A 23,246-nucleotide genomic window follows, 5' to 3' on the forward strand; every position below is an offset into this window, starting at 1 on the left:
TTATAAACATTATACCAAAAAATATTCCAACTAACCTTGTTTATGTTTTGTCAGCCACCATTTGCACAACCATATTTGACTCCCAAAGAGAGTGAATTCGATAAGATAACTTGCTGCATACCCACAATAAGGGGCTAAATAGAATACGAATGGGAAATAGATAACAGTACCGACAACAGATTGCGTTATGTAGTTGGTTAAACTCATTTTACCATAAAGCTGTAATGTGGAAACCGCTTTTTTGACACGTTCCTTATGACACAATAATATGAACGAGAATATTTCTACAGAATCATCAGTAAAACAGAAAAAAATACTAATTTTGTTTTTGATGATCATTTCAAAAGGAATTAGAAAAATATCTAATTCTAACTTATAGAGGAAAAAGCAACAATTAAATATTAAAGAATAAAAGATACGAAAAATATGACGCCAAAAGAGATACTACAAGAATGGATTGACTGCTTCAACGCCGCCGATGCAGTCGCTTTGGCAAACTTATACGCTCAGGATGCCATAAACCATCAAGTCGCAAACACCCCGGTTATAGGAAAAACAGCTATCCATAAAATGTTTGTAAATGAATTTGCAACCTCAAAAATGGTTTGTATTGTTGAGCATATATTCGAGGATGGAGAATGGGCTATCATGGAATGGAAAGATCCGCTCGGGTTGCGAGGATGCGGATTCTTCCATGTGCAAAACGATAAAATCGTTTTCCAAAGAGGTTATTGGGATAAGCTCAGCTTTCTCAAACAGCACGGTTTAACCGTAGAGAATAGTGATAAAAATCCAAACACATAACACCGTCCGATATGGGAATCATCATTCATTCTTTAGAGTCCGTTTCTTTCAAAGATTTGTATGCGGCATTCTCATCCGCATTCAAAGATTATGATTTCTCTTTGAATGCGGATGAATTGCGACGCATGCTCGACCGACGAGGATACAATCCACAACTATCTTTCGGAGCATTTTTCGAAGGACGGCTGATTTCTTTTGTGTTTAACGGAACAGGCATGTACAACAACATCTTGACGGCTTATGACACAGGGACGGGAACCGTACCTTCATTCCGGGGATTACACCTAACCCAAAAAATATTCACTTTCAGCCTCGAATTGATATATCAACAAGGAGTTCGGCAATATGTACTGGAAGTTTTGCAACACAATCACAAAGCAATAAAAATATATCGCAAATTAGGCTTTGAAACACAGAGAAATTTCAACTACTACTCTGCCAAACTGAGCGATATTGTTCCTGTATTGCAAGTAAACCATACTGCATGTCGCATACTCCCATCGGATTTAAAAAACTGCCTTAACCAAACGGCCTGGTTCGATTTTCATCCTTCATGGCAAAATGACAGGGCTTCACTGGAACGCGGAATCGACAATTTGGACATATTGGGAGCTTATGAAAGAGAAGAACTTGTCGGATTTGTTATCTTTGAACCGGCATCAGGCGATATTTCATCCCTCGCAGTTGCAAAAGATTACCGGCGTAAAGGAATAGGCAAGTCCTTGCTTAAAAGTGCTGTCAGTCATTTTCAAAGCGATGTACTCAAATTTACTAATGTTGATTGCGATTGTGAATCAGTCACTGGTTTCTTGTCATCATTAGGACTTACCCCAAAAGGACAACAGTTTGAAATGGTCAGAAAAATTTAACCTACATTTATATGAATAGCCCTCATCATCAAATAACAAATTAATAATACCAAATAAAAATACGTATAGATTAAAAAAGTTCTTTGTGCTTTTGTCAGGGAACTTTTTTTTCGTAAATTTGCGTTCAATTATGCGGCAGTAATAATATACATATTAATACGAGTTAAGAATCCTGTAGTTTTCCACATGCTACGAGGAGGTATTAAAAGGTGCGTTTCGGCAATGCATCTATTGTAGTATATTATTGCTTAATCAAATGAACATTATAAATTTAGGAATTCTTGCTCACATTGATGCAGGAAAAACTTCCGTAACCGAAAATCTGCTATTTGCCTGCGGAGCAACGGAAAAGCGCGGCAGTGTTGATAAAGGTGACACCATAACAGACTCTATGGATATAGAAAAACGTAGAGGAATTACTATTCGGGCTTCTACGACATCTATTGTTTGGAATGGTGTGAAATGCAATATCATTGACACTCCGGGACACATGGATTTTATTGCAGAGGTGGAGCGGACATTCAAAATGCTTGATGGAGCAGTCCTCATATTATCGGCAAAGGAAGGCATACAAGCACAAACAAAGTTGCTGTTCAAGACTTTGCAAAAACTGCAAATCCCGACAATTATATTTATCAATAAGATTGATCGTGCCGGCGTAAATCTTGAGCGTTTATATCTGGACATAAAAACAAATCTGTCGCAAGACGTCTTGTTTATGCAAACGGTTGTCGATGGAGTAGTTTACCCGATTTGCACCTCAACAGATATAAGGGCAGAACACAAAGAATTTGTATGCAACCATGACGACGATATATTAGAACTATATTTGGCGGATAAAGAAATCTTACCGGCAGATTATTGGAATGCGATAATCGCTCTTGTGGCAAAAGCCAAAGCCTATCCGGTCTTGCATGGATCAGCAATGTGCAATATTGGCATCAATGAGTTGTTAGACGCCATCATTTCTTTTATATTTCCTCCGGCATCAGTCCCAAATAGACTTTCAGCTTATCTTTATAAAATAGAACATGACCCCAAAGGGCATAAAAGAAGTTTTCTAAAAATTATTGACGGAAGTCTGAGACTTCGAACCGTTATAAAAGTCAATGATTCGGAAAAATTCATCAAGATTAAAAATCTAAAAACCATTTATCAGGGCAAAGAGATAAATGTTGATGAAGTGGTTGCTAATGATATCGCAATTATAGAAGATATAGAAGAATTAAGAATCGGAGATTATTTAGGTGTTAAACCTTGTCTGATTCAAGGATTATCTCATCAGCATCCCGCCCTCAAATCTTCTGTCCGACCAGACAAGCCCGAAGAGAGAAGCAAGTTGATATCCGCTCTAAATGTATTGTTTATTGAAGACCCGTCTCTGTCCTTTTCCATAAATTCATATAGTGATGAATTGGAAATCTCGTTATATGGTTTAACCCAAAAAGAAATCATACAAACATTGCTGGAAGAACGATTCTCCGTAAAGACCCATTTTGATGAAATCAAGACTATCTACAAAGAACGACCTAAAAAGAAGGTGAATAAGATTATCCATATCGAAGTCCCTCCCAACCCTTACTGGGCCTCAATAGGACTGACTCTGGAACCTTTACCGATAGGGTCAGGGGTGCAAATCGAAAGTGAAATCTCCTTTGGTTATCTGAACCATTCTTTTCAAAATGCCGTTTTTGAAGGAATCCGTATGTCTTGCCAATCGGGATTGCATGGATGGGAAGTGACGGATTTGAAAGTAACCTTTACTTATGCCCTTTATTATAGTCCGATAAGTACCCCTGCCGATTTTAGACAATTGTCTCCTTATGTCTTCAGGTTGGCTTTGCAACAATCAGGAGTGGATATTCTCGAACCGATGCTCTATTTTGAGTTACAGATACCACAAGTAGCAAGTTCCAAAGCTATTACAGATCTGCAAAAAATGATGTCTGAGATTAAAGGTATCAGTTGTAATAAAGAGTGGTGTCTTATTGAAGGGAAAGTTCCATTAAATACAAGTAAAGACTATGCTTCAGAAGTAAGTTCATACACTAAAGGCTTAGGCACTTTTATGGTTAAGCCGTGTGGGTATCAAATAACAAAAGGCGGTTATTCTGATAATACCCGTATGGAAGAAAAGGATAAACTTTTATTCATGTTTGAAAAATCAGTATCATCAAAATAATGGAACGATCCAGGAATTTCTATAAGACAATACGGTTGGGGTATATACTTATCTCCGTTCTTATCGGATGTATAGCATATAATAGCTTCTATGAATGGCAGGAGATAGAAGCATTAGAACTTGACAATAAAAAAATAGACGAGTTCCGAAAAGAGATAAACAATATCAATATTCAAATGATAAAATTTTCTCTATTTGGTGAAACAATACTGGAATGGAACGATAAAGATATCGAACATTACCATGCACAGCGTATGGCAATGGATAGTATGCTCTGCCGTTTCAAAGCTACCTATCCGGCAGAGCGTATAGACAGCGTACGCCATCTTCTCGAAGATAAGGAACGGCAGATGTGCCAAATCGTTCAAATACTTGAACAACAACAAGCCATCAACGATAAGATAACCAGTCAAGTACCTGTAATCGTGCAGAAGAGTGTGCAGGAACAGCCCAAGAAGTCCAAGCGCAAAGGTTTCTTGGGCATCTTCGGCAAAAAGGAAGAAGCGAAACCAACTGTGACTACCACGATGCACCGTTCCTTTAACCGGAATATGAGAACCGAACAACAGGCGCAAAGCCGCCGCTTATCGGTTCATGCCGATAGCCTTGCCGCACGAAATGCGGAACTTAACAGGCAACTGCAAGGACTGGTTGTTCAAATAGACGGGAAAGTACAAACTGACCTACAAAAGCGGGAAGCCGAGATAACAGCCATGCGGGAACGGTCGTTCATTCAGATTGGGGGCTTGACAGGGTTCGTTATACTGCTACTGGTCATATCATATATCATCATACACCGAAATGCCAACCGCATCAAGCGATATAAACAGGAAACCGCAGATTTAATCGAGCGACTGCAACAAATGGCAAAGCGAAACGAGGCACTGATAACCTCCCGCAAGAAAGCCGTACATACCATTACCCATGAATTACGCACACCGCTGACTGCAATAACGGGCTATGCCGGACTGATACAAAAAAACTTCAATGCGGATAAAACCGGGATGTATATCCGAAATATTCAGCAATCCTCCGACCGTATGCGTGAAATGCTTAATACTCTTCTGAGTTTCTTCCGGCTGGACGACGGCAAGGAACAACCTAATTTCTCCACGTGTAGGATTTCATCAATAGCGCATACGCTCGAATCAGAGTTTATGCCAATTGCCATAAACAAGGGACTTGCTCTTACTGTGACGAATCACACGGATGCTGTTGTACTGACCGATAAGGAACGCATTCTACAAATTGGAAATAACCTGCTGTCAAACGCCATCAAGTTCACTGAGAACGGTGCCGTTTCTCTGACAATGGGGTATGATAACGGTATGCTGAAACTTATCGTCAAAGATACGGGTTCGGGTATGACCGAAGAGGAACAGCAACGTGTGTTCGGTGCGTTTGAACGTTTGTCAAACGCTGCCGCAAAGGACGGCTTCGGATTAGGTCTTTCCATTGTTCAGCGCATTGTGACAATGCTCGGCGGCACAATCCAGCTGAAGAGCGAGAAAGGCAAGGGCAGCCGTTTCACGGTGGAGATACCCATGCAGTCAGCCGAGGAATTGCCGGAACGGATAAATAAAACACAGATTCATCATAACCGAACACTCCATGATATTGTTGCCATCGACAATGACAAGGTACTTCTCCTAATGCTGAAAGAAATGTATGCACAAGAAGGGATACATTGCGATACCTGTACCAATGCGGCGGAACTGATGGAAATGATACGCCGGAAAGAATACAGTCTGCTTCTGACCGATTTGAATATGCCGGATATAAACGGCTTCGAGCTGTTGGAACTGCTACGCACCTCCAATGTGGGCAATTCAAGGATCATTCCGATTATTGTAACAACCGCTTCGGGCAGTTGCAACAGAGAGGAACTTTTAGAACGTGGATTTTCTGATTGCCTTCTCAAGCCGTTTTCCATATCGGAGCTGATGGAAGTTTCCGACAAGTGCGCCATGAAAGGTAAACAAAATGAAAAGCCTGATTTCTCCTCCCTACTGTCTTACGGCAATGAATCCGTCATGTTGGATAAACTGATAGCGGAAACCGAAAAGGAAATGCAGTCGGTCAGGGATGGGGAACAACGGAAAGACTTTCAAGAACTGGACGCCCTGACACACCACCTACGTAGTTCGTGGGAGATACTGCGTGCCGACCAACCATTAAGGGAACTTTATAAACAGCTTCATGGGAGTGCCGTTCCCGATTATGAAGCATTGAACAACGCCGTGACTGCCGTATTGGATAAGGGTTCGGAGATAATCCGGCTGGCAAAAGAAGAAAGGAGAAAATACGAAAATGGATAAAACAAAAATCATCGTGGTGGAGGACAACATCGTATATTGCGAGTTTGTCTGCAACCTGCTGGCACGGGAGAAATTCCGTACCGTGCAGGCTTTCCACCTCTCGACAGCGAAGAAACTTCTGCAACAAGCCGCTGACAATGATATAGTAGTTTCTGATTTGCGTTTGCCTGACGGTGACGGCATCGACCTATTGCGCTGGATGCGCAAAGAAGGCATGACGCAGCCGTTCATCATCATGACCGACTATGCCGAAGTACATACGGCGGTTGAAAGCATGAAACTCGGTTCGCTGGACTACATACCCAAGCAACTCGTGGAGGACAAACTCGTGCCTTTGCTCCGCACCATACTGAAAGAGCGGAATATCGGGCGAAGCCGCATGCCCGTATTTGCCCGTGACGGTTCAGCCTTTCAGAAAATCATGCACCGGATAAGGCTGGTAGCTCCTACCGACATGAGCGTACTGATATTCGGGGAGAACGGTACTGGCAAAGAGCATATTGCCCATCTACTGCACGATAAAAGCAAGCGTTCAGGCAAGCCTTTCGTGGCGGTGGACTGCGGCTCACTCACCAAAGAACTTGCGCCATCGGCGTTCTTCGGACACGTTAAAGGAGCGTTCACTGGTGCTGAAAACACAAAGAAAGGCTATTTCCACGAGGCGGAAGGCGGCACATTGTTTTTGGATGAAGTGGGTAATCTCGCACCGGAAACCCAACAGATGTTACTCCGTGCCATACAGGAACGGCGGTTCCGTCCCGTTGGCGACAAGTCCGACCGCAGTTTCAACGTCCGCATCATCGCCGCCACCAACGAGGATCTGGAAAAGGCGGTCAATGAAAAGCGTTTCCGACAGGATTTGTTATACCGCCTACATGACTTCGAGATAACCGTTCTGCCCTTACGTGACTGTCAGGAGGACATCATGCCGCTGGCGGAGTTCTTCCGTGAGATTGCCAATAAGGAATTGGAATGCAATGTTAGTGGCTTCAGTTCCGAAGCGCGGAAAGTGTTACTGATCCATTCATGGCCGGGTAACGTGCGCGAACTTCGGCAGAAAATCATGGGTGCGGTGTTGCAGGCTCAGACGGGACTTGTCACGAAAGAGCATCTGGAACTTGGAATAACCGAAACAACCTCTGTTGTCGGCTTCTCCCTACGCAACGAAGAGGAAGATAAAGAGCGGATTATACGTGCTTTGAAGCAGGCTGGCGGGAACCGGAAGGTTGCTGCCGAATTGCTTGGAATAGGCAGGACAACACTCTATAATAAACTGGAAGAATATGGATTGAAGTATAAATTTGAGCAACCATAGCCCGCAATTCGCTGAAAATGGCTATCTTTGCATGACATATTAGAAGGTAACGGCGACTGGCAGAGCCTTTTGCCGCCTATATATAACATAAGACCGCAAGGCGTTTCGAGCGAAAATCTGGTAAATTGACACTACGGAGACGATTGCGTGATGCTTATGCTATGCCTACGCATAGCGTGCATTCACGTACTCTCCGTAAAAGGCTTTACCAGAGCCGTCGCTTGAAAGTAGTGTGATTTGCACGCTACTTTTTTGCCCTTGCCCAACGAAAGGAAACGATAATGGGTAAAGTACAGATTCTTGCCGTCCTCACGATAGACGGTTGTCAAAGCTCCGAGTTATATTGCAAAGCGTATAAGGAACTGCGCCTTGAAGATTGCGGCATCAATGAGATAAGGGAAAACGCCCTTTATCATATCACACCGGATTATTCCATCTCCATGCTTGACGAATGGCGGAAATCCACAACAGACATCTGCTATCTGGCGGAAGTCACTCCTGAAAAAGCGGACTACATCAACGGGCTGCTGCGTATGCGTGTGGTGGATGAAATCATACTTTACACGATTCCTTTCATTGCCGGAACGGGAAAGCGTTTCTTCCAATCCGCCTTGCCGCAGGAACAATGGACGCTGACCTCACAGAAGGTGTACCGCAACGGAGTGGTCCGCCATATCTATAAAGCGTGCGTTTGATGTCCATAAAATGGACGAATGTTCAGTAAATGAACACTTTAAGCTGAATACAATTCCTTTCAGATAAATAAATCGCGAAATTATCACTCTGAAATCCAGCACCTTGCAGAGAGCGTGCCGGATTTTTTATTTTATGGACACGCTTTTTGCCAATCATATTCATGTGCGCATACCGAAAAAACAGAGTGTAAAATTTCAAAATTGACAGGACATGAATTATTTCTTATTGACGGAAACAGAGTTCTTCCGCCGTATAAACGAAGCCGGGGACTGCAATATGGAAACGGCATACACGGCTTTCGCCACGCAAGTGATCGAACTATGCAACGGCAATGTGGACACCACCCGCACCATCATCGCGCTGGCTTACATTGAAATCGAGTTGCAGCACCATCCCGTGCGCAATCTTCCCGAAGAAAAGAGGGAGGTTGCAGCCTACATCAGCAAGGCACTCTCTTTCGTTAGGAAGATGCAGAAGTTCCTTGCCGCTCCCCAAGTGTCACCACTAATCCCCATCCGTACATCCTCCGACAACACAACCGAAAATCCCGCCTCACCCCTGCAATGGACGGGCAACGCCATCGACCTCGTGGAACTTATCTACGGCATCAACGAGATGGGCTGCATCAATAACGGCAACATGCCGCTCAAACAGCTCGCCCCGCTCCTCTACAAGATTTTCGGTGTCGAATCAAAGGACTGCTACCGCTTCTATATCGACATCAAACGACGGAAGAACGAAAGCCGCACCTACTTCCTTGACAGGATGCAGGAGAAACTGAACGAGAAGATGCTCCGCGACGAGGAAATGGAACGTTTGAGAAAATAATCCTGTACCAATGATGAATCAGGGGGTGACGTTATGCCACTCTCTGATTTTTTGTAGGTTTTGTACCTGCCGTGCAGATACATTTCGTTATCTATTCGCCCGAAAACCAGCGAAAAGCACTATCTTTGTACCCACCTTACAGAATTGTATATGAGCATAGACAACCTCGACATAGTAAAACGGCTGATAGCCGAAAAAGAATGCGGACGGGTGGAGTTCAAGGAAACCACCGGACAGTTGGAGCGTGGCATGGAAACGCTTTGCGCTTTCCTTAACGGAGAAGGCGGCACGGTATTGTTCGGTGTTACCGACAAGGAAAAAATCATCGGACAAGACGTGAGCGACAAGACCAAGAGGGATATAGCGGACGCGATCAACCGGTTGGAGCCTGTGGCAATGGTACAAATATCTTATGCACCGCTGCCGGACAGTGAGAAGAAAGTAATTGTTTTTCGTGTTGAAGATTCAAGGCTCAACCGTCCGTTCTGCTATAAAGGAAGACCATATATGCGGGTGGAAAGTGCGACCACAACGATGCCACAATCAAAGTATAATGAACTTCTTTTGCAGCATGAAAAAGTCTGGCATAGCTGGGAAACCTACCCGAATACCGATTTGAAGATTACGGATTTGGATGAAGAGGAAATCCACAAGACGGTACGTTTAGGAATAGAGTACGGACGTTTACCCGAATCGACAGGTGACGAAGTTCCTATCATACTTGAAAAACTGAATCTTCTTGAAGGCGGTGTACTTAAAAATGCAGCCGCCGTATTGTTCGCCAAAAAGAAACTGGTACATTATCCGCAGAACTTGCTGCGACTTGCCCGATTCAGAGGTACAGACAAAACCGTATTTATAGACAACAAACGGGTACACGGGAACTTGTTCCATCTGCTTGACGAGGCAATGGCTTTTGTGTTCAGACATCTTTCATTATCCGGAACAACGGACGCATTGGAGCGTGAGGAACATTTGGAAATACCGCATAAGGCTATACGAGAAGCTGTAATCAACTCCCTATGTCACAGGAGTTACCGTGATATTGGAGGTTCGGTAGCCATAGCCATCTATGATGACCGTGTTGAAATAGAGAATCCCGGTTCGTTTCCGTCCGAATGGGATATGAATAAAATCAAATCCGAACATGGTTCAAAGCCCCATAATCCTTTAATTGCAGACACGCTTTATGTGCGAAAAGTATTGGAGAGCTGGGGACGCGGCATAAATCTCATAATAGAAGAATGTCAAAAGGTTAATTTGCCGGAGCCTGAATATCAAATAACAACCAATGAAGTGAAACTTGTCTTCAGATATAAGGTGGCAGGACAAGAAACAGGACAAGAAACAGGACAAGTAGCAGGACAAGTAGCAGGACAAGTAATGTCGCTTGTATCAGCTTTGGGAAATGATATTTTGCCGTTGAAAGAAATCATGGAGCGTTTATCTTTGAGGGGACGTGATAATTTCCTTACCAGTTACCTAAATCCTGCATTGAGAGAGGGACTTGTCGAACAAACCCATCCGGAAAATCCCAAGCACCGCAACCAAAAATACAGGCTTACTGAAGCTGGAAAAATCATTTTGTCAAAAGGCAACAGGAAGGATGGCTAAGAAGAAACATAAGAAAGATTCAGATGCAGACTTGCCTGTAATCATGGATTACGGCATCGGTTGCATATCCATTTATGACCCGGTTGATATGATGCCATACAATGACCCGCCTGTCACCGAGCAAACCCGTTTCAAGAAACTCCGCAAGGAAATGAAAGCGGAGTTCAAATGGTTGGCGTCTTCTATAACAATAGAGTATTGGAAAGAAAACCGGCAGATACCTTTCGGTGAGGAAATGTCGAAACTCAGAATCCGACTGTTGAGAATCTTCGCCGAAGAATACAGCATACTACTAAAAGATGATACAGAACTGAAAAACTATCTGCTCATGCTTGTCATTACCACCATCAACAAGCATCTCCAATCTGAAAATAAAAATCCGTAACCGGTCGTCGGCTACGGATTTTCCATATATAAACGGATATACTATTTCTGCTGCAACAGATGTTTCAGATTTTCGTCACCCGCGATGCGTTCCAGCTCGTCGGCGACAATCTGTTTCACCTCCTCCTTGATACGCCTGTAATTCGCCTGCACTGTTTCCTTCATGCAGTCTTTGCCATCCTCGTCCGTGAAGTCAGTAATTACGGGTATCGGCTTGTAGGCTTTCTCCTCGCGCTTGACCTTCTCGGCATCCACGACAATCTCACAGTGGAAAATCTTCTGTTCTATACGTTCGTTGAAGTTGTCGGACACCGAACCGACAAACATTCCCTGCGTCAAGCCGGAAATCTTGCTCGGCGGGATAAGCGCGTCCATCTGCGTGTTGATGGAGGTGGAAACATCCTGCCTGTTGATGGAAATGGACTGCCGTTTCTGCAACACCTTTCCGAACCGTTCCGAGAGCGTCTTGGCGGTTTCGCCCACCACCTGACCGGAGAAAATATTGCCGACGGTGTTCATCACCACTTTCGCCTCCTTGTCCCCGTAGTCACGCACCAACTGGCTGAAATCCTGAAATCCCAGACATACGGCAACCTTGTTGCTTCGTGCGGTGGCGATAAGGTTGTCCAGCCCCTTGAAATATATCGTCGGAAGCTCGTCGATGATAACTGACGACTTCAACATCCCTTTCTTGTTGATGAGCTTCACGATACGGGAATTATACAGACCGAGAGCCGCCCCGTAAATGTTCTGACGGTCCGGATTGTTGCCCACGCAGAGTATTTTCGGCTCTTTGGGATTGTTGATGTCCAGCGTGAACTCACTGTCCGACATCACCCAATAGAGCTGCGGGGAAATCATGCGTGACAGCGGGATTTTCGCCGATGCAATCTGCCCCATCAACTGCTCGGCAGCCCCTCCGAGCCACGCGTCCATGAACGGTGAGAGATAGTTCTCCAATTCCGGGTAAGATGTCAGTATCGGGAAGATATCCTCGTAACGGCGGTTCAGGAACTCGATGGCATGGGGGAACGTGCAATACTTGCCATTTTGGAAAATTTTAAGATACCAGATGATAGCCGCGAAGAGGATGATGGGCGATTCCACAAAGAAGTCGCCCTGCTTCTGCACCCAACTCTTGTTTAAGTTGAGCATGATGGTGTACGCGCTTTCGTAAGCGTCCGTAATATCCTCCATGAAGTCCGGGTGAATGGGATTGCAACGGTGCGAGCGTCGCGGGTCATCGAAGTTTATCACGTAGAACTTCGGCTTCACCTTGTATCCCTCCGGGTGGTTGAGCAGATGATTATAGGCTATCGTGGACAAGTCGCTGAATTTGAAGTCGTAAACATACATCGAGAAGCCCTTCTCAATCTGCTGCTTGATAAAATTGTTTACCACCGCGTATGACTTTCCGCTGCCCGGCGTACCCAATACGATGGAAGCCCTGAAGGGATTCACTACGTTAATCCAGCCGTTGTTCCAACGTTTCCTGTAATAAAAGCGGGTGGGCAGATTGACCGAATACTCGCTTTCGATGAGCCGTGTTTCCTGCATGAAGCTCTCGTTCTCGTTGTTGAACACGTCATCCATGAGGTTGTGTTTCAACAGGCGGCTCATCCACAGACCGCCCATCAGCAGGCATACATAGCCCGTGCCTACGGTCAGCACGTAAAGCCCCGTCACCGCTTCAACCGGTAGCGGCAACGCCAGTATCCACCAGTTGAGGAAGAACAGTACGAACCCTGCGGCAAGAGCCGTCCAGATCCGTCCCCAAGTAATTTTCTCTCCCTTGACGCCCTTCGTTCCCAGACAGGACAGGGCAAGGAGGAGGACGGCAAACAGTTTCGTGTAGAGGATGGAACGGAACAGCCCCGCCGTGCGGTTGAAATTCATCAGGATTCTGTCCACCACGCCGATGTCCACGCTCCAGAGCCGTATGGCTTCATAGCAGAACCAGTACACGTTCATGACCACTAAAATAATACTCACGGCACGCAGAAAATCCATGATTTTCGCCAATGCCCTCAAATCGTCTTCTTGTTGTGACATAGATTGAAAAATTTTGATGTTGATACCTCGATTACATTCCCAAACCCTTGCGCCTTTTCTTTTTCTTCTTGCGCTGCATCGCCCGGATAAAGGCTTCCTCCTCGGCATCCACAGCCGGACCTTCGGGAGTGAGCAGACCGATACCTCCCGCCGTGTTCTCGTGGTCGGATGCTGTCTGTTCGCGCATATCCTCTACTGTTTCCACCGGAACGGAAAGCGGAATCGGTGGCTGTCCGGCATAAGGCAGCGTGAAGTGTTCCTGCAAAGCGTTGGCGGAAAGTTCCTTGCCCATGCGCGAGCCGTTCAGCACGCAGCCCGTGCGATGGTCGATAAACGTGGCTCCGTAGATGCGCCCTTCCTCCGTGTAGCGCAGCACGGTGTCGATACCCTTCTCCCTGAGCCGCGAAACGAACTTCTCCTTGTCATACGTGCCTTCAAGCACGGAAAGGACGGTGCGTTTTGTCATGTCGGCGAGTTTCCGGTCCTTAATCTCCTGCTTGGAACGGGCAAACTTCTTCTGCACGGCTTCATAGCCTGCGGACTTCCCGAAAAGCGAGGACTTGAACGGGTTGCCCGTCTTGTTCCCGGCATCATCGGTGACGGAATAGACCAGCCCGTGATACTCACGCCCGCACACGTTTCCCCGCGCTTCCTCCACCGTCATATTATATAAGGAAAGGAGGGCGCGATATTCGCCCATCGTCTGGAAACGGTACTGTCCACTCAGAGCCTTGACGGTATTCCCGACCTGCCTTTTCACGTCGCCCGCCGAAGCGTCCACCTTTCGCAGAGGGTTCTCTATCCGTTGATTCTTACGTTCCGCCGGGTGCAGCCCGTACTTTTGTTCCAGTTCCCGCCGGATGCGGTCGCTGCGGCGGAAAAGGAAATCCTGATTGAGCCGCCTGCCTTTCTCGTCCACATTGATTGTCACGATGTGCAGGTGGTGGCGGTCTATGTCCTCGTGCTTTACAATAAGATACGGCTGGTCCCCGTAGCCGAGTTTTTCCAGATACTCGCGTGCGATGTCCTGCAATTCCGTATCGGTCAGCACATCGTCGGGATGCGGGTTGAGCGAGATATGGAGTACCGGTTTCTCCACCCTCGTATGCTCCGGCATACAGGCGAGAAAACCCTCCATCGCCTTGCGTATGTCCACCGTCCCCGTGCCGTCATTGTAGATGCGGTTGGTGGTGAGCAGACGCCCTTTCGCCTCGTTGATCTTTTCCCCGTTGTAGGCAAGTGCGCCGTACAGCGACTTTCCTACACTGATTTTTGCGACCATTTCGCCTCCATTTCCCTTGAAAGTTCCACAATCTGACGGCTCAGTTTCACGAGTTCGACGGTCTGTTGCTCCAGCTTGTAGAGCAACGCCATTGCCTTTTTCTCGGAAAAATGCAGCCTGAGTTCCTTCACGACTTGGTTGTAGTTCGTGCCTACCGCGCGGAACTGCGCATGGAAATCGGACAGTCTGGTGTAGTAATCCACCAGCGTCCTGTCCACTTTCAGCACCCTGAACGGCTGCCCGAAGAAGTGCGCCTTGATGAAAACCGACTTGGCGTAAACGCCCGACTTCTCGAACATGGCGAGGAAACGGTTGTGTTCCTCCTCGTTGAAACGGACGGTGTAGCGGAATACCGCCGGATCAAGTTTGGGATTTCTCCCGGTCTTGTTTCTTTTCTCTTTCATATAAACTTTGGATTTAGCGGATGGACGGCATAAGCCGCCGCTTGGGGTCACAGACACCGCAGGTTTGAAAAGCTTCCCGACTTCGGAGAGGAAGCCCGCCCCCTGCAAGGGCAAGTGCTTTTCGTGGCTGCTCAAAACGTTTTGAGCGGCTGAAAAGACATCTTGCTATGTTCAGGCGAACATAAAAATCCGTCGGGGCCGGATTGGGGGAATGCCTTTCAAACTCCGGGCTGCGCCACCTGCGGCGAACCCTGCCGTTCGGGTGCAAAGTTACGCCCTTAAAGCGGTATCGGACAGAGGCTTGACCCGGACAATCAGTGCCAACCGGCGCAACATGCCGCCACTTGTCGGGGAAGTGATACAGGTTCAAAAATATCCTTGTTTATTTGCAGCATGATTCAAGAAACGAACGATTTGAAGATATGAAAAATGAGGCTTTCAAATACCCGGCAAACCGCTTCGGCGGCTATTTGCCTGACCGGATACCCGAACCTTCGGATACCCGGTTTTACAATGACGCGGTGATTCACGGATTCAATGACTTCATGACGCAATGTCGTCATTCATCAGTTATCCGAATCCCTGCCCCACCGTTGAAGCGGATACGTGACGAACCGGACAGTCAGAGATTCGCGGACGCGGATATACATGTCACCGATTCCGTATCGGAGCAGGAAAACAATTCATCAACCATTAAAACCAACAGAACCATGAGTAATGAAACATTCGTTGCATTCGCAACACAGAAAGGGGGTATCGGCAAATCCACCGTCACGGCACTTGCCGCCAACTACCTCCACAACGTGAAAGGACACAATGTCGCAGTCATAGACTGCGACACCCCGCAGCACAGCATACACGGGTTGCGTGAACGTGAAACGGGACTTATCGGCGGGAGCCTCTATTTCAAGGCACTCGCGTGTGACCACTTCCGCAAGATAAGGAAGAACGCCTACCCGGTCATCGCAAGCGACGCCCTTAACGCCCTCGATGATGCCGAAAGGATGCTTGCCGAAGAAGAGGTGAAACCCGACATCGTGTTTTTCGACATGCCGGGAACCCTGAAAAGCAACGGCGTGGTCAAGACCCTCTCGCAGATGGACTACATCTTCGCGCCCATGAGTGCCGACCGTTTTGTCGTGGAAAGCACCCTGCAATTCGCTGTGATGTTCCGTGACAACCTCATGACGACGGGACAGGCGAAAACAAAAGGGCTGTACCTGTTCTGGACGATGGTGGACGGCAGGGAGAAGAACGGGCTTTACGACCTGTATGAGGATGTGATCGCCGAGATGGGGCTGCCGGTGCTGTCCACCCGCCTGCCCGACAGCAAGAAGTTCCGGCGCGACCTCTCGGAAGAGCGCAAGAGCGTGTTCCGCTCGACCATCTTCCCGATGGATGCGTCCCTGCTGAAAGGGAGCGGCATCCGTGAGTTCTCGGAAGAGATAAGCCGTATCATCAGACCTCAATAATCATGGGCAGCAGGAAAGTGAACACCGAAGGCATTGACGAGGAACTGTTGATAGCCTCCATCGGCAGACGCAGGCAGGACGGGACCCTGTACCACGCGCAGGAGCCGCCCGCGCCTGCTCCCGAAGAAAAAAGCGTCCCTGAAACGGAACCGCCGCCCGCGCAATACACGGCAAAGGAAAAACCGCAGAGGGACACTGTCCGCCGCAAACGGCAGGAGGACGACTATTCCGGGCTGTTCCTCCGCCGCAACGAGATAAAGACGCGCCAGTGCGTCTATATCAGCCGCGATGTCCACAGCAAGATTCTCAAAATCGTGAACGACATCGCCGGGCGTGAAATCTCGGTAGGCGGCTACGTGGACACCGTGCTGCGCCAACATCTGGAACAGCACAAGGAGAAAATAAACGAACTGTACAAGAAACAACGTGAAGACTTGATTTGAATATGGAAAAGAACCAGAAAAACAGAAGTCCGCAGCATGACGGCGGCGGTATGCTTGCCCAAGTGCAGGCGAGTGTGGAAATCCTATCCCCCGTGCCGTTAGGCGGCAAATGCGGTGAAAAGGACTATGAACGGCTGTTCATCCGTGAAGCCGAAGTGAAGGCACGCGAGGGAAAGATGGCGTATGTGCGTCCGGAGTACCACGACCGCATCATGCGCATCACCCGTGTGATCGGGCATGACAAATTGTCGCTGTCCGCCTACATCGACCATGTGCTTACGCACCACTTCAACCAGTGCGAGGAGGCGATAAAGAGCCTTTACGCCCAGAATTACGACGCAGTATTTTAACCCTCAAAAAGAGAACGTGCATGAGTGAAACAATAAGCATGACTGATATTCTGCTGACCGTATCGGTCGGCTGCAACCTGTGGTTCCTGTTCCTGCTCCTTTATGACAGGATCATGGAAACCAGACTTGTCCGCTTCCTAAGAAGCATAGCCGGAGTGTGGCGGTCGTTGGGCGGCACGGCGGCAAAGCCCGAAACGGTAAGGGACACACCGCCCGCAGACACCCCGGACATCATCGGCAAGAGCCGTTTCAGGATGGCATCGCCCCGGACAACCGCTGCCATACCGACGCAAGAAGCCGCCACTTCGGAAAAAGGCATTGAGCTGACGGAGGAAGAGACTACTTTTGACGACGGAAACACGGAAACCGTGTCCCGTCCCGCACAAGTCCCGGAGGATAAACTCGACGAAACCTTCACGAGCCTCACGCCTTCGGAACTGGAGTTCGGGGAGGACGAGCCGGAGGAAGAAACGCCCGACGCGCCGAGGGCATCGGGAAGCAGTTTCGACGAGATAGACGATGCGGTCAGAACCGCCAAGAACCCGGAAGCGACAACGACGGAACGGGAGCGGGCGGCAAAGGTCTTCACCGACATGGAAGGGACGGAGCTGTACGAGAAGCTGATGACCGGCTCGTCTGAAATGAGCATCCGCATCAAGGGACTTATCGAAATCCGGCTGAAGAAGAATAAACCGAAAAAGGATTTTGTCGTCCCGGACAGTATTGAGAACTTCGACATCCGCAACTATGTATAACGACTAAAAAAGAATGAGAATGAAAACGTAAGACGGCATCACCCACGCGCACGGCGGTACAAGGTACAGCCAATTCGCAACGGACACACCCAAGTCCGTAGAAACAAACGGGCAACCCACTAAACCAAAGTAAAGTAATCGAGTATCAACCGCCCGACAAAGGACCATCCACCCTTTGGACGGCACAAAACAAGAACAGTTTATGAACAAGAACAACAGACAGAAACTTATCCTCTCTGCGGCACTTCTGGTTGCCGCAACCGCCTCCGCCTTCGCGCAGGGAAACGGCATCGCGGGCATCAACGAAGCCACCTCTATGGTGAGTTCGTACTTCGACCCCGGCACGAAACTCATCTACGCCATCGGCGCGGTAGTCGGGCTTATCGGGGGCGTGAAAGTGTATGGGAAATTCTCGTCCGGCGATCCCGACACATCCAAGACTGCCGCCTCGTGGTTCGGGGCGTGCATCTTCCTGATTGTCGCCGCCACCATCCTGCGCTCATTCTTCCTTTAATAAACAATGTATGGCTGAATACCCGATAAACAAGGGTATCGGCCGTCCGGTAGAGTTCAAGGGTTTGAAGGCTCAGTACCTCTTCATCTTCTGCGGAGGTCTGCTGGCTCTCTTCGTCCTGTTCGTCATCCTCTACATGGTCGGCATCGACCAGTGGGTATGTATCGGCTTCGGCGTGGCATCGTCTTCCATCCTCGTATGGCAGACCTTCGCGCTGAACGCCCGGTACGGCGAACACGGACTGATGAAATTAGGGGCAACAAGGAGCCATCCCCGATACCTTATCAACCGGCGGCGGATCACCCGATTATTCAAACGGAAACGAAAGGAAGAAACGACATGAGGAATACATCCAAAATGACAACACTGGAAAACAAGTTCCCGCTATTGGCGGTGGAGCAAGGTTGCATCATCTCCAAAGACGCCGACATCACGGTGGCTTTCGAGGTGGAACTGCCGGAGCTTTATACCGTGACGGGTGCGGAGTACGAGGCTATACACGGCTGCTGGTGCAAGGCGATCAAGGTGCTGCCGGACTTCTCCGTCGTCCACAAGCAGGACTGGTTCATCAAGGAGAAGTACACGCCGGAACTTCACAAGGACGACATGAGTTTTTTGAGCCGCTCTTTCGAGCGGCACTTCAACGAGCGACCGTACCTGAAGCACACGTGCTACCTCTACCTGACCAAGACGACGAAGGAGCGTAACCGGATGCAGAGCAATTTCAGCACGCTGTGCCGGGGGCATATCATCCCGAAGGAACTGGACAAGGAAACAGCCGCGAAGTTCATGGAGGCTGCGGAACAGTTCGAGCGCATCATCAACGACAGCGGCTTTGTCAGGCTGCGCCGCCTCTCCACCGACGAGATCGTGGGGACAGACGGCAAAGCCGGACTGATAGAGCGTTACTTCTCGCTCATGCCCGAAGGCGACGCCACGTTACAGGACATAGACCTCTCGGCACGGGAGATGCGCATCGGCGACAATCGCCTGTGCCTGCACACCCTGTCCGACGCGGAAGACCTTCCCGGCACGGTGGCTACCGACACACGGTATGAGAAACTCTCCACCGACCGCTCGGACTGCCGCCTCTCCTTCGCCTCCCCGGTGGGGCTGCTGCTCTCCTGCAACCACATTTACAACCAGTACGTGATTATCGACAACAGCGAGGAGAACCTTCAAAAATTCGAGAAGTCCGCAAGGAATATGCAGTCGTTATCCCGATACAGCCGGAGCAACAGCATCAACCGCGAGTGGATAGACCGCTACCTGAACGAGGCGCACTCCTACGGGCTGACCTCGGTGCGGGCGCACTTCAACGTCATGGCGTGGAGCGACGACGCGGAAGAGCTGAAGCACATAAAGAACGACGTGGGCAGCCAGCTGGCAAGCATGGAGTGCGTGCCGCGCCACAACACCATCGACTGCCCGACACTTTATTGGGCGGCTATGCCCGGCAACGCGGCGGACTTTCCGGCGGAAGAGAGTTTCCACACCTTCATCGAACAGGCGGTGTGCCTCTTCACGGAGGAAACCAACTACCGCAGCTCGCTCTCGCCCTTCGGCATCAAGATGGTGGACAGGCTCACGGGAAAACCGCTGCACCTCGACATCAGTGACCTGCCGATGAAGCGGGGCATCACCACGAACCGTAACAAGTTCGTATTAGGTCCTTCGGGCAGTGGCAAGTCGTTCTTCATGAACCACCTCGTGCGGCAATACTACGAGCAGGGCGCGCATGTGGTATTGGTGGACACGGGAAACTCCTATCAAGGGCTATGCGAGATGATACGGCGCAAGACGGGCGGCACGGACGGCGTGTATTTTACCTACACGGAGGAGAAGCCCATCAGCTTCAACCCGTTCTATACCGACGACTACGTGTTCGACGTGGAGAAAAAGGACAGCATAAAGACGCTGCTGCTGACGCTCTGGAAGTCGGAGGACGACAAGGTGACGAAAACCGAAAGCGGGGAATTGGGCAGTGCCGTGAGTGCCTACATCGAGCGCATCAGGGCTGACCGGAGCATCGTCCCCTCGTTCAACACCTTCTACGAGTACATGCGCGACGACTACCGCAGGGAACTGGCGGAACGCGACATCAAGGTGGAGAAGGAGGACTTCAACATCGACAACATGCTCACCACCATGCGGCAGTATTACCGGGGCGGACGCTACGACTTCCTGCTCAACTCGGCGGAGAACATCGACCTGCTGGGCAAACGGTTCATCGTCTTCGAGATCGATTCCATCAAGGACAACCGCGAACTGTTCCCGGTAGTGACCATCATCATCATGGAAGCCTTCATCAACAAGATGCGGCGTCTGAAAGGTGTGAGAAAGCAGCTTATCGTGGAAGAGGCTTGGAAGGCTCTCTCGTCGGCGAACATGGCTGATTACCTGCGCTATATGTACAAGACGGTGCGCAAATACTTCGGTGAGGCAATCGTGGTGACGCAGGAGGTGGACGACATCATTTCCTCGCCCGTCGTCAAGGAGAGCATCATCAACAACTCGGACTGTAAAATCCTGCTTGACCAGCGCAAGTACATGAACAAGTTCGACCAGATTCAGGCGTTGCTCGGACTGACGGAGAAGGAGAAGTCGCAGATACTCTCCATCAACATGGCGAACAACCCCTCACGGCTCTACAAGGAGGTGTGGATAGGCTTGGGCGGCACGCAGTCGGCGGTCTATGCCACCGAGGTGAGCGCGGAAGAGTATCTGGCGTACACCACCGAGGAAACGGAAAAGGTGGAGGTGTACCGTCTGGCGGAGCAATTGGGCGGCGACATCGAAGCCGCCATCCGACAGCTTGCCGAAAGACGGAGAAACAAGCAGTAAGTAATCAATAATCGGTAAAACAGATTTATCAACGAAAAAAGAAAAGCGTATGAGCATATCAAGAATGAAGATGCTGCAAGTCAGCAAGTGTCTGATCGGATTGGCGGTCATGGTGCTGCAATCCTGCGACGTGGCGGAGAACCGCCGCGACCTGCTGTGCGGGAATTGGGAAAGCGTGGAGGGCAAGCCCGACGTGCTTATCTACAAGGAGGGCGAAGCCTACAAGGTGACGGTATTCAAACGGAGCGGCATCCGCCGCAGGCTGAAACCGGAAACCTACCTCTTGCAGGAGGAGAACGGCAACCTGTTCATGAACACCGGCTTCCGCATCGACGTGGCGTATAACGAAGCCACCGACGTGCTGACCTTCTCACCGAACGGGGACTACGTGCGTGTGAAGCCGCAGCCGGAAACTCCGGCAGGAAAATAAGAACCGCTAAAATCCAAAGAAACATGAGAACAAGAATAACATTCGTCATCTGCCTGTGCCTGCTTCTCGCGGGCAGGGCTTCCGCCCAATGGGTCGTGAGCGATCCGGGCAATCTGGCGCAGGGCATCATCAATGCCTCGAAGAACATCATCCACACCTCGAAGACCGCCACGAACATGGTGAATAACTTTCAGGAAACGGTGAAAATCTACGAGCAGGGCAAGAAGTATTACGACGCCCTCAAATCCGTGAACAATCTGGTCAAGGACGCCCGCAAGGTGCAGCAGACCATACTGATGGTAGGCGACATCACGGACATCTACGTGACCAGCTTCCAGAAGATGCTGCGCGACGACAACTTCACGGTGGAGGAACTCGGAGCCATCGCCTTCGGGTACACGAAGCTGCTGGAGGAATCCAATGACGTGCTTACGGAGTTGAAGAACGTGGTGAACATCACCACGCTCTCCATGACGGACAAGGAGCGCATGGACGTGGTGGAACGCTGCCACTCCAAGATGAAGCGTTACCGCAACCTCGTGAGCTACTACACCAACAAGAATATCAGCGTGAGCTACCTGCGTGCGAAGAAGAAAAACGACCTTGACCGCATCATGGGGCTGTACGGGAGCATGAACGAAAGATACTGGTAGCCTATGGAGTTCGACAACCTTCACCAGATTCTCCGCTCGCTCTACGAGCAGATGATGCCGCTGTGCGCCGACATGGCGGGCGTGGCGAAAGGCATCGCCGGGCTGGGCGCGCTCTTCTATGTCGCCTACCGGGTATGGCAGTCGTTGGCGAGAGCCGAACCGATAGACGTCTTCCCGATGCTCCGTCCCTTTGCCGTCGGTCTGTGCATCATGTTCTTCCCTACGGTGGTGCTTGGCACGATAAACAGCGTCCTCTCGCCCGTCGTGCAGGGTACGGCGAAACTGCTCGAAACGCAGACTTTGGACATGAACAAGTACCGGGAGCAGAAGGACAGGCTGGAATACGAGGCGATGGTGCGCAACCCCGAAACCGCCTACCTCGTGTCCAACGAGGAGTTTGACAAGCAACTGGAGGAATTGGGCTGGTCGCCCTCCGACATGGTGACGATGGCGGGGATGTATATCGACCGGGGGATGTACAAGATGAAGAAGGGCATCCGCGACTTCTTCCGCGAGATACTGGAACTGATGTTCCAAGCCGCCGCCCTCGTGATAGACACCATCCGCACCTTCTTCCTCGTGGTGCTGGCGATACTCGGTCCGATAGCCTTCGCCATATCGGTGTGGGACGGCTTCCAAAGCACGCTCACGCAGTGGATATGCCGCTACATTCAGGTCTATCTGTGGCTGCCCGTGTCGGACATATTCAGCACCATACTCGCCAAGATTCAGGTGTTGATGCTCCAGAGCGACATCGAGCGCATGCAGACCGACCCCAACTTCTCGCTGGATTCCAGCGACGGGGTGTATATCGTGTTCATGATAATCGGCATCATCGGCTACTTCACCATTCCGACGGTGGCGGGCTGGATCATCCAAGCCGGGGGCATGGGCGGCTACGGGCGCAACGTGAACCAGATGGCGGGACGCGCCGGAGGCATGGCGGGAAGCGTGGCGGGTGCTACCGCAGGCAACATGGTCGGACGTGCCGGGAAACTGCTGAAATAATCAATGTGGAATTATAAACGGAAAAAGTA

At 49.4% G+C, this 23,246-nt stretch carries 22 protein-coding genes and 1 pseudogene; 19 read left to right on the plus strand and 4 right to left on the minus strand.

From position 1 onward, the window contains the following. Positions 1-30: 30 nt before the first annotated feature. Positions 31-309 (minus strand): annotated as a pseudogene (locus tag BFO_RS05355) (DUF418 domain-containing protein); the annotation flags it as partial. Between the two features lie 117 nt (positions 310-426). Here BFO_RS05355 and BFO_RS05360 point away from each other — a divergent pair. The 9 genes from BFO_RS05360 (at position 427) to BFO_RS05400 (ending at position 11,011) form a co-directional block, all read left to right on the plus strand. Next, the gene (locus BFO_RS05360; protein WP_007366528.1) at positions 427-804 is read left to right on the plus strand and encodes a nuclear transport factor 2 family protein; all 378 of its coding nucleotides are present in this window, start codon (positions 427-429) and stop codon (positions 802-804) included. An 11-nt stretch (positions 805-815) separates the two neighbouring features. After that, a complete protein-coding gene (locus BFO_RS05365; protein ID WP_007366527.1) occupies positions 816-1,673 on the plus strand; it encodes a GNAT family N-acetyltransferase in 858 nt (285 codons plus the stop codon). A 256-nt stretch (positions 1,674-1,929) separates the two neighbouring features. Continuing rightward, positions 1,930-3,855 carry a tetracycline resistance ribosomal protection protein gene (gene tet / locus BFO_RS05370; protein WP_007366526.1) on the plus strand — a complete coding sequence of 642 codons (1,926 nt, stop codon included), beginning with the start codon at positions 1,930-1,932 and terminating at the stop codon, positions 3,853-3,855. Beyond that, positions 3,855-6,173: a hybrid sensor histidine kinase/response regulator gene (locus tag BFO_RS05375; protein WP_007366525.1), complete on the plus strand. Its 2,319-nt coding sequence runs from the start codon at positions 3,855-3,857 to the stop codon at positions 6,171-6,173. The genes tet and BFO_RS05375 overlap by 1 nt, the downstream gene beginning before the upstream one ends. Then, complete coding sequence (locus tag BFO_RS05380) at positions 6,166-7,488, plus strand: sigma-54-dependent transcriptional regulator (protein ID WP_007366524.1); 1,323 nt, start codon at positions 6,166-6,168, stop codon at positions 7,486-7,488. Before BFO_RS05375 ends, BFO_RS05380 begins: the two co-directional genes overlap by 8 nt. 281 nt (positions 7,489-7,769) lie before the next feature. Further along, positions 7,770-8,183 (plus strand): dihydrofolate reductase family protein, encoded by a 414-nt coding sequence (locus BFO_RS05385; RefSeq protein WP_007366523.1) that lies wholly within the window; start codon positions 7,770-7,772, stop codon positions 8,181-8,183. A 211-nt stretch (positions 8,184-8,394) separates the two neighbouring features. Continuing rightward, entirely contained in the window at positions 8,395-9,012 is a 618-nt protein-coding gene (locus tag BFO_RS05390) for an RteC domain-containing protein (protein ID WP_007366522.1), read from the plus strand. A 150-nt stretch (positions 9,013-9,162) separates the two neighbouring features. Then, positions 9,163-10,626: a Fic family protein gene (locus BFO_RS05395; protein WP_007366521.1), complete on the plus strand. Its 1,464-nt coding sequence runs from the start codon at positions 9,163-9,165 to the stop codon at positions 10,624-10,626. Beyond that, the gene (locus BFO_RS05400; RefSeq protein WP_007366520.1) at positions 10,619-11,011 is read left to right on the plus strand and encodes a hypothetical protein; all 393 of its coding nucleotides are present in this window, start codon (positions 10,619-10,621) and stop codon (positions 11,009-11,011) included. The genes BFO_RS05395 and BFO_RS05400 overlap by 8 nt, the downstream gene beginning before the upstream one ends. Before the next feature lie 41 nt (positions 11,012-11,052). Here the strand turns inward: BFO_RS05400 and mobC are convergent, their stop codons facing one another. The 3 genes from mobC to mobA are packed head-to-tail and all read right to left on the minus strand — an operon-like array spanning position 11,053 to position 14,748. Then, the gene (gene mobC / locus BFO_RS05405; RefSeq protein ID WP_007366519.1) at positions 11,053-13,062 is read right to left on the minus strand and encodes a conjugal transfer protein MobC; all 2,010 of its coding nucleotides are present in this window, start codon (positions 13,060-13,062) and stop codon (positions 11,053-11,055) included. Between the two features lie 31 nt (positions 13,063-13,093). Next, positions 13,094-14,344, minus strand: coding sequence for a conjugal transfer protein MobB (mobB, locus tag BFO_RS05410; protein WP_007366518.1), 1,251 nt, complete (start codon positions 14,342-14,344; stop codon positions 13,094-13,096). After that, a complete protein-coding gene (gene mobA / locus BFO_RS05415) occupies positions 14,323-14,748 on the minus strand; it encodes a conjugal transfer protein MobA (RefSeq protein WP_005944180.1) in 426 nt (141 codons plus the stop codon). Before mobA ends, mobB begins: the two co-directional genes overlap by 22 nt. Before the next feature lie 422 nt (positions 14,749-15,170). Here mobA and BFO_RS05420 point away from each other — a divergent pair, with 422 nt between their 5' ends. The 10 genes from BFO_RS05420 (at position 15,171) to traJ (ending at position 23,217) form a co-directional block, all read left to right on the plus strand. Next, on the plus strand, positions 15,171-16,220 hold the full coding sequence (locus tag BFO_RS05420) for a ParA family protein (protein WP_007366517.1): 1,050 nt from the start codon (positions 15,171-15,173) through the stop codon (positions 16,218-16,220). 2 nt (positions 16,221-16,222) lie between these two features. Then, positions 16,223-16,663 carry a DUF3408 domain-containing protein gene (locus BFO_RS05425; RefSeq protein ID WP_007366516.1) on the plus strand — a complete coding sequence of 147 codons (441 nt, stop codon included), beginning with the start codon at positions 16,223-16,225 and terminating at the stop codon, positions 16,661-16,663. 2 nt (positions 16,664-16,665) lie between these two features. Beyond that, on the plus strand, positions 16,666-17,013 hold the full coding sequence (locus BFO_RS05430) for a DUF3408 domain-containing protein (protein WP_028899187.1): 348 nt from the start codon (positions 16,666-16,668) through the stop codon (positions 17,011-17,013). A 20-nt stretch (positions 17,014-17,033) separates the two neighbouring features. Beyond that, entirely contained in the window at positions 17,034-17,768 is a 735-nt protein-coding gene (locus tag BFO_RS05435) for a hypothetical protein (protein WP_007366514.1), read from the plus strand. 202 nt (positions 17,769-17,970) lie between these two features. After that, positions 17,971-18,282 carry a DUF4134 domain-containing protein gene (locus BFO_RS05440; RefSeq protein ID WP_009016663.1) on the plus strand — a complete coding sequence of 104 codons (312 nt, stop codon included), beginning with the start codon at positions 17,971-17,973 and terminating at the stop codon, positions 18,280-18,282. 10 nt (positions 18,283-18,292) lie between these two features. Beyond that, positions 18,293-18,625, plus strand: a complete 333-nt coding sequence (locus tag BFO_RS05445) for a DUF4133 domain-containing protein (protein WP_007366512.1) — start codon at positions 18,293-18,295, stop codon at positions 18,623-18,625. Further along, positions 18,622-21,126, plus strand: a complete 2,505-nt coding sequence (locus BFO_RS05450) for a TraG family conjugative transposon ATPase (RefSeq protein ID WP_005850488.1) — start codon at positions 18,622-18,624, stop codon at positions 21,124-21,126. The genes BFO_RS05445 and BFO_RS05450 overlap by 4 nt, the downstream gene beginning before the upstream one ends. A gap of 49 nt (positions 21,127-21,175) precedes the next feature. Beyond that, positions 21,176-21,556, plus strand: coding sequence for a DUF3876 domain-containing protein (locus BFO_RS05455; protein ID WP_007366509.1), 381 nt, complete (start codon positions 21,176-21,178; stop codon positions 21,554-21,556). 23 nt (positions 21,557-21,579) lie between these two features. After that, positions 21,580-22,209: a DUF4141 domain-containing protein gene (locus BFO_RS05460; protein ID WP_007366508.1), complete on the plus strand. Its 630-nt coding sequence runs from the start codon at positions 21,580-21,582 to the stop codon at positions 22,207-22,209. A 3-nt stretch (positions 22,210-22,212) separates the two neighbouring features. Continuing rightward, positions 22,213-23,217 (plus strand): conjugative transposon protein TraJ, encoded by a 1,005-nt coding sequence (gene traJ, locus BFO_RS05465; RefSeq protein WP_007366507.1) that lies wholly within the window; start codon positions 22,213-22,215, stop codon positions 23,215-23,217. The last annotated feature ends 29 nt before the right edge of the window (positions 23,218-23,246 follow it).

This window comes from Tannerella forsythia 92A2 (genome assembly GCF_000238215.1).
GTDB lineage: Bacteria > Bacteroidota > Bacteroidia > Bacteroidales > Tannerellaceae > Tannerella > Tannerella forsythia.

What these genes read in the sequence shown, in the direction of transcription:
- traJ (WP_007366507.1), top strand. Translation starts at nt 22,213, where the DNA reads ATGGAGTTCGACAACCTTCACCAGATTCTCCGCTCGCTCTACGAGCAG.
- BFO_RS05400 (WP_007366520.1), top strand. Translation starts at nt 10,619, where the DNA reads ATGGCTAAGAAGAAACATAAGAAAGATTCAGATGCAGACTTGCCTGTA.
- BFO_RS05430 (WP_028899187.1), top strand. Translation starts at nt 16,666, where the DNA reads ATGGAAAAGAACCAGAAAAACAGAAGTCCGCAGCATGACGGCGGCGGT.
- BFO_RS05460 (WP_007366508.1), top strand. Translation starts at nt 21,580, where the DNA reads ATGAGAACAAGAATAACATTCGTCATCTGCCTGTGCCTGCTTCTCGCG.
- BFO_RS05390 (WP_007366522.1), top strand. Translation starts at nt 8,395, where the DNA reads ATGAATTATTTCTTATTGACGGAAACAGAGTTCTTCCGCCGTATAAAC.
- mobA (WP_005944180.1), bottom strand. Translation starts at nt 14,748, where the DNA reads ATGAAAGAGAAAAGAAACAAGACCGGGAGAAATCCCAAACTTGATCCG.
- BFO_RS05425 (WP_007366516.1), top strand. Translation starts at nt 16,223, where the DNA reads ATGGGCAGCAGGAAAGTGAACACCGAAGGCATTGACGAGGAACTGTTG.
- BFO_RS05385 (WP_007366523.1), top strand. Translation starts at nt 7,770, where the DNA reads ATGGGTAAAGTACAGATTCTTGCCGTCCTCACGATAGACGGTTGTCAA.
- mobC (WP_007366519.1), bottom strand. Translation starts at nt 13,062, where the DNA reads ATGTCACAACAAGAAGACGATTTGAGGGCATTGGCGAAAATCATGGAT.
- mobB (WP_007366518.1), bottom strand. Translation starts at nt 14,344, where the DNA reads ATGGTCGCAAAAATCAGTGTAGGAAAGTCGCTGTACGGCGCACTTGCC.
- tet (WP_007366526.1), top strand. Translation starts at nt 1,930, where the DNA reads ATGAACATTATAAATTTAGGAATTCTTGCTCACATTGATGCAGGAAAA.
- BFO_RS05375 (WP_007366525.1), top strand. Translation starts at nt 3,855, where the DNA reads ATGGAACGATCCAGGAATTTCTATAAGACAATACGGTTGGGGTATATA.
- BFO_RS05360 (WP_007366528.1), top strand. Translation starts at nt 427, where the DNA reads ATGACGCCAAAAGAGATACTACAAGAATGGATTGACTGCTTCAACGCC.
- BFO_RS05445 (WP_007366512.1), top strand. Translation starts at nt 18,293, where the DNA reads ATGGCTGAATACCCGATAAACAAGGGTATCGGCCGTCCGGTAGAGTTC.
- BFO_RS05420 (WP_007366517.1), top strand. Translation starts at nt 15,171, where the DNA reads ATGAAAAATGAGGCTTTCAAATACCCGGCAAACCGCTTCGGCGGCTAT.
- BFO_RS05395 (WP_007366521.1), top strand. Translation starts at nt 9,163, where the DNA reads ATGAGCATAGACAACCTCGACATAGTAAAACGGCTGATAGCCGAAAAA.
- BFO_RS05440 (WP_009016663.1), top strand. Translation starts at nt 17,971, where the DNA reads ATGAACAAGAACAACAGACAGAAACTTATCCTCTCTGCGGCACTTCTG.
- BFO_RS05380 (WP_007366524.1), top strand. Translation starts at nt 6,166, where the DNA reads ATGGATAAAACAAAAATCATCGTGGTGGAGGACAACATCGTATATTGC.
- BFO_RS05450 (WP_005850488.1), top strand. Translation starts at nt 18,622, where the DNA reads ATGAGGAATACATCCAAAATGACAACACTGGAAAACAAGTTCCCGCTA.
- BFO_RS05455 (WP_007366509.1), top strand. Translation starts at nt 21,176, where the DNA reads ATGAGCATATCAAGAATGAAGATGCTGCAAGTCAGCAAGTGTCTGATC.
- BFO_RS05435 (WP_007366514.1), top strand. Translation starts at nt 17,034, where the DNA reads ATGAGTGAAACAATAAGCATGACTGATATTCTGCTGACCGTATCGGTC.
- BFO_RS05365 (WP_007366527.1), top strand. Translation starts at nt 816, where the DNA reads ATGGGAATCATCATTCATTCTTTAGAGTCCGTTTCTTTCAAAGATTTG.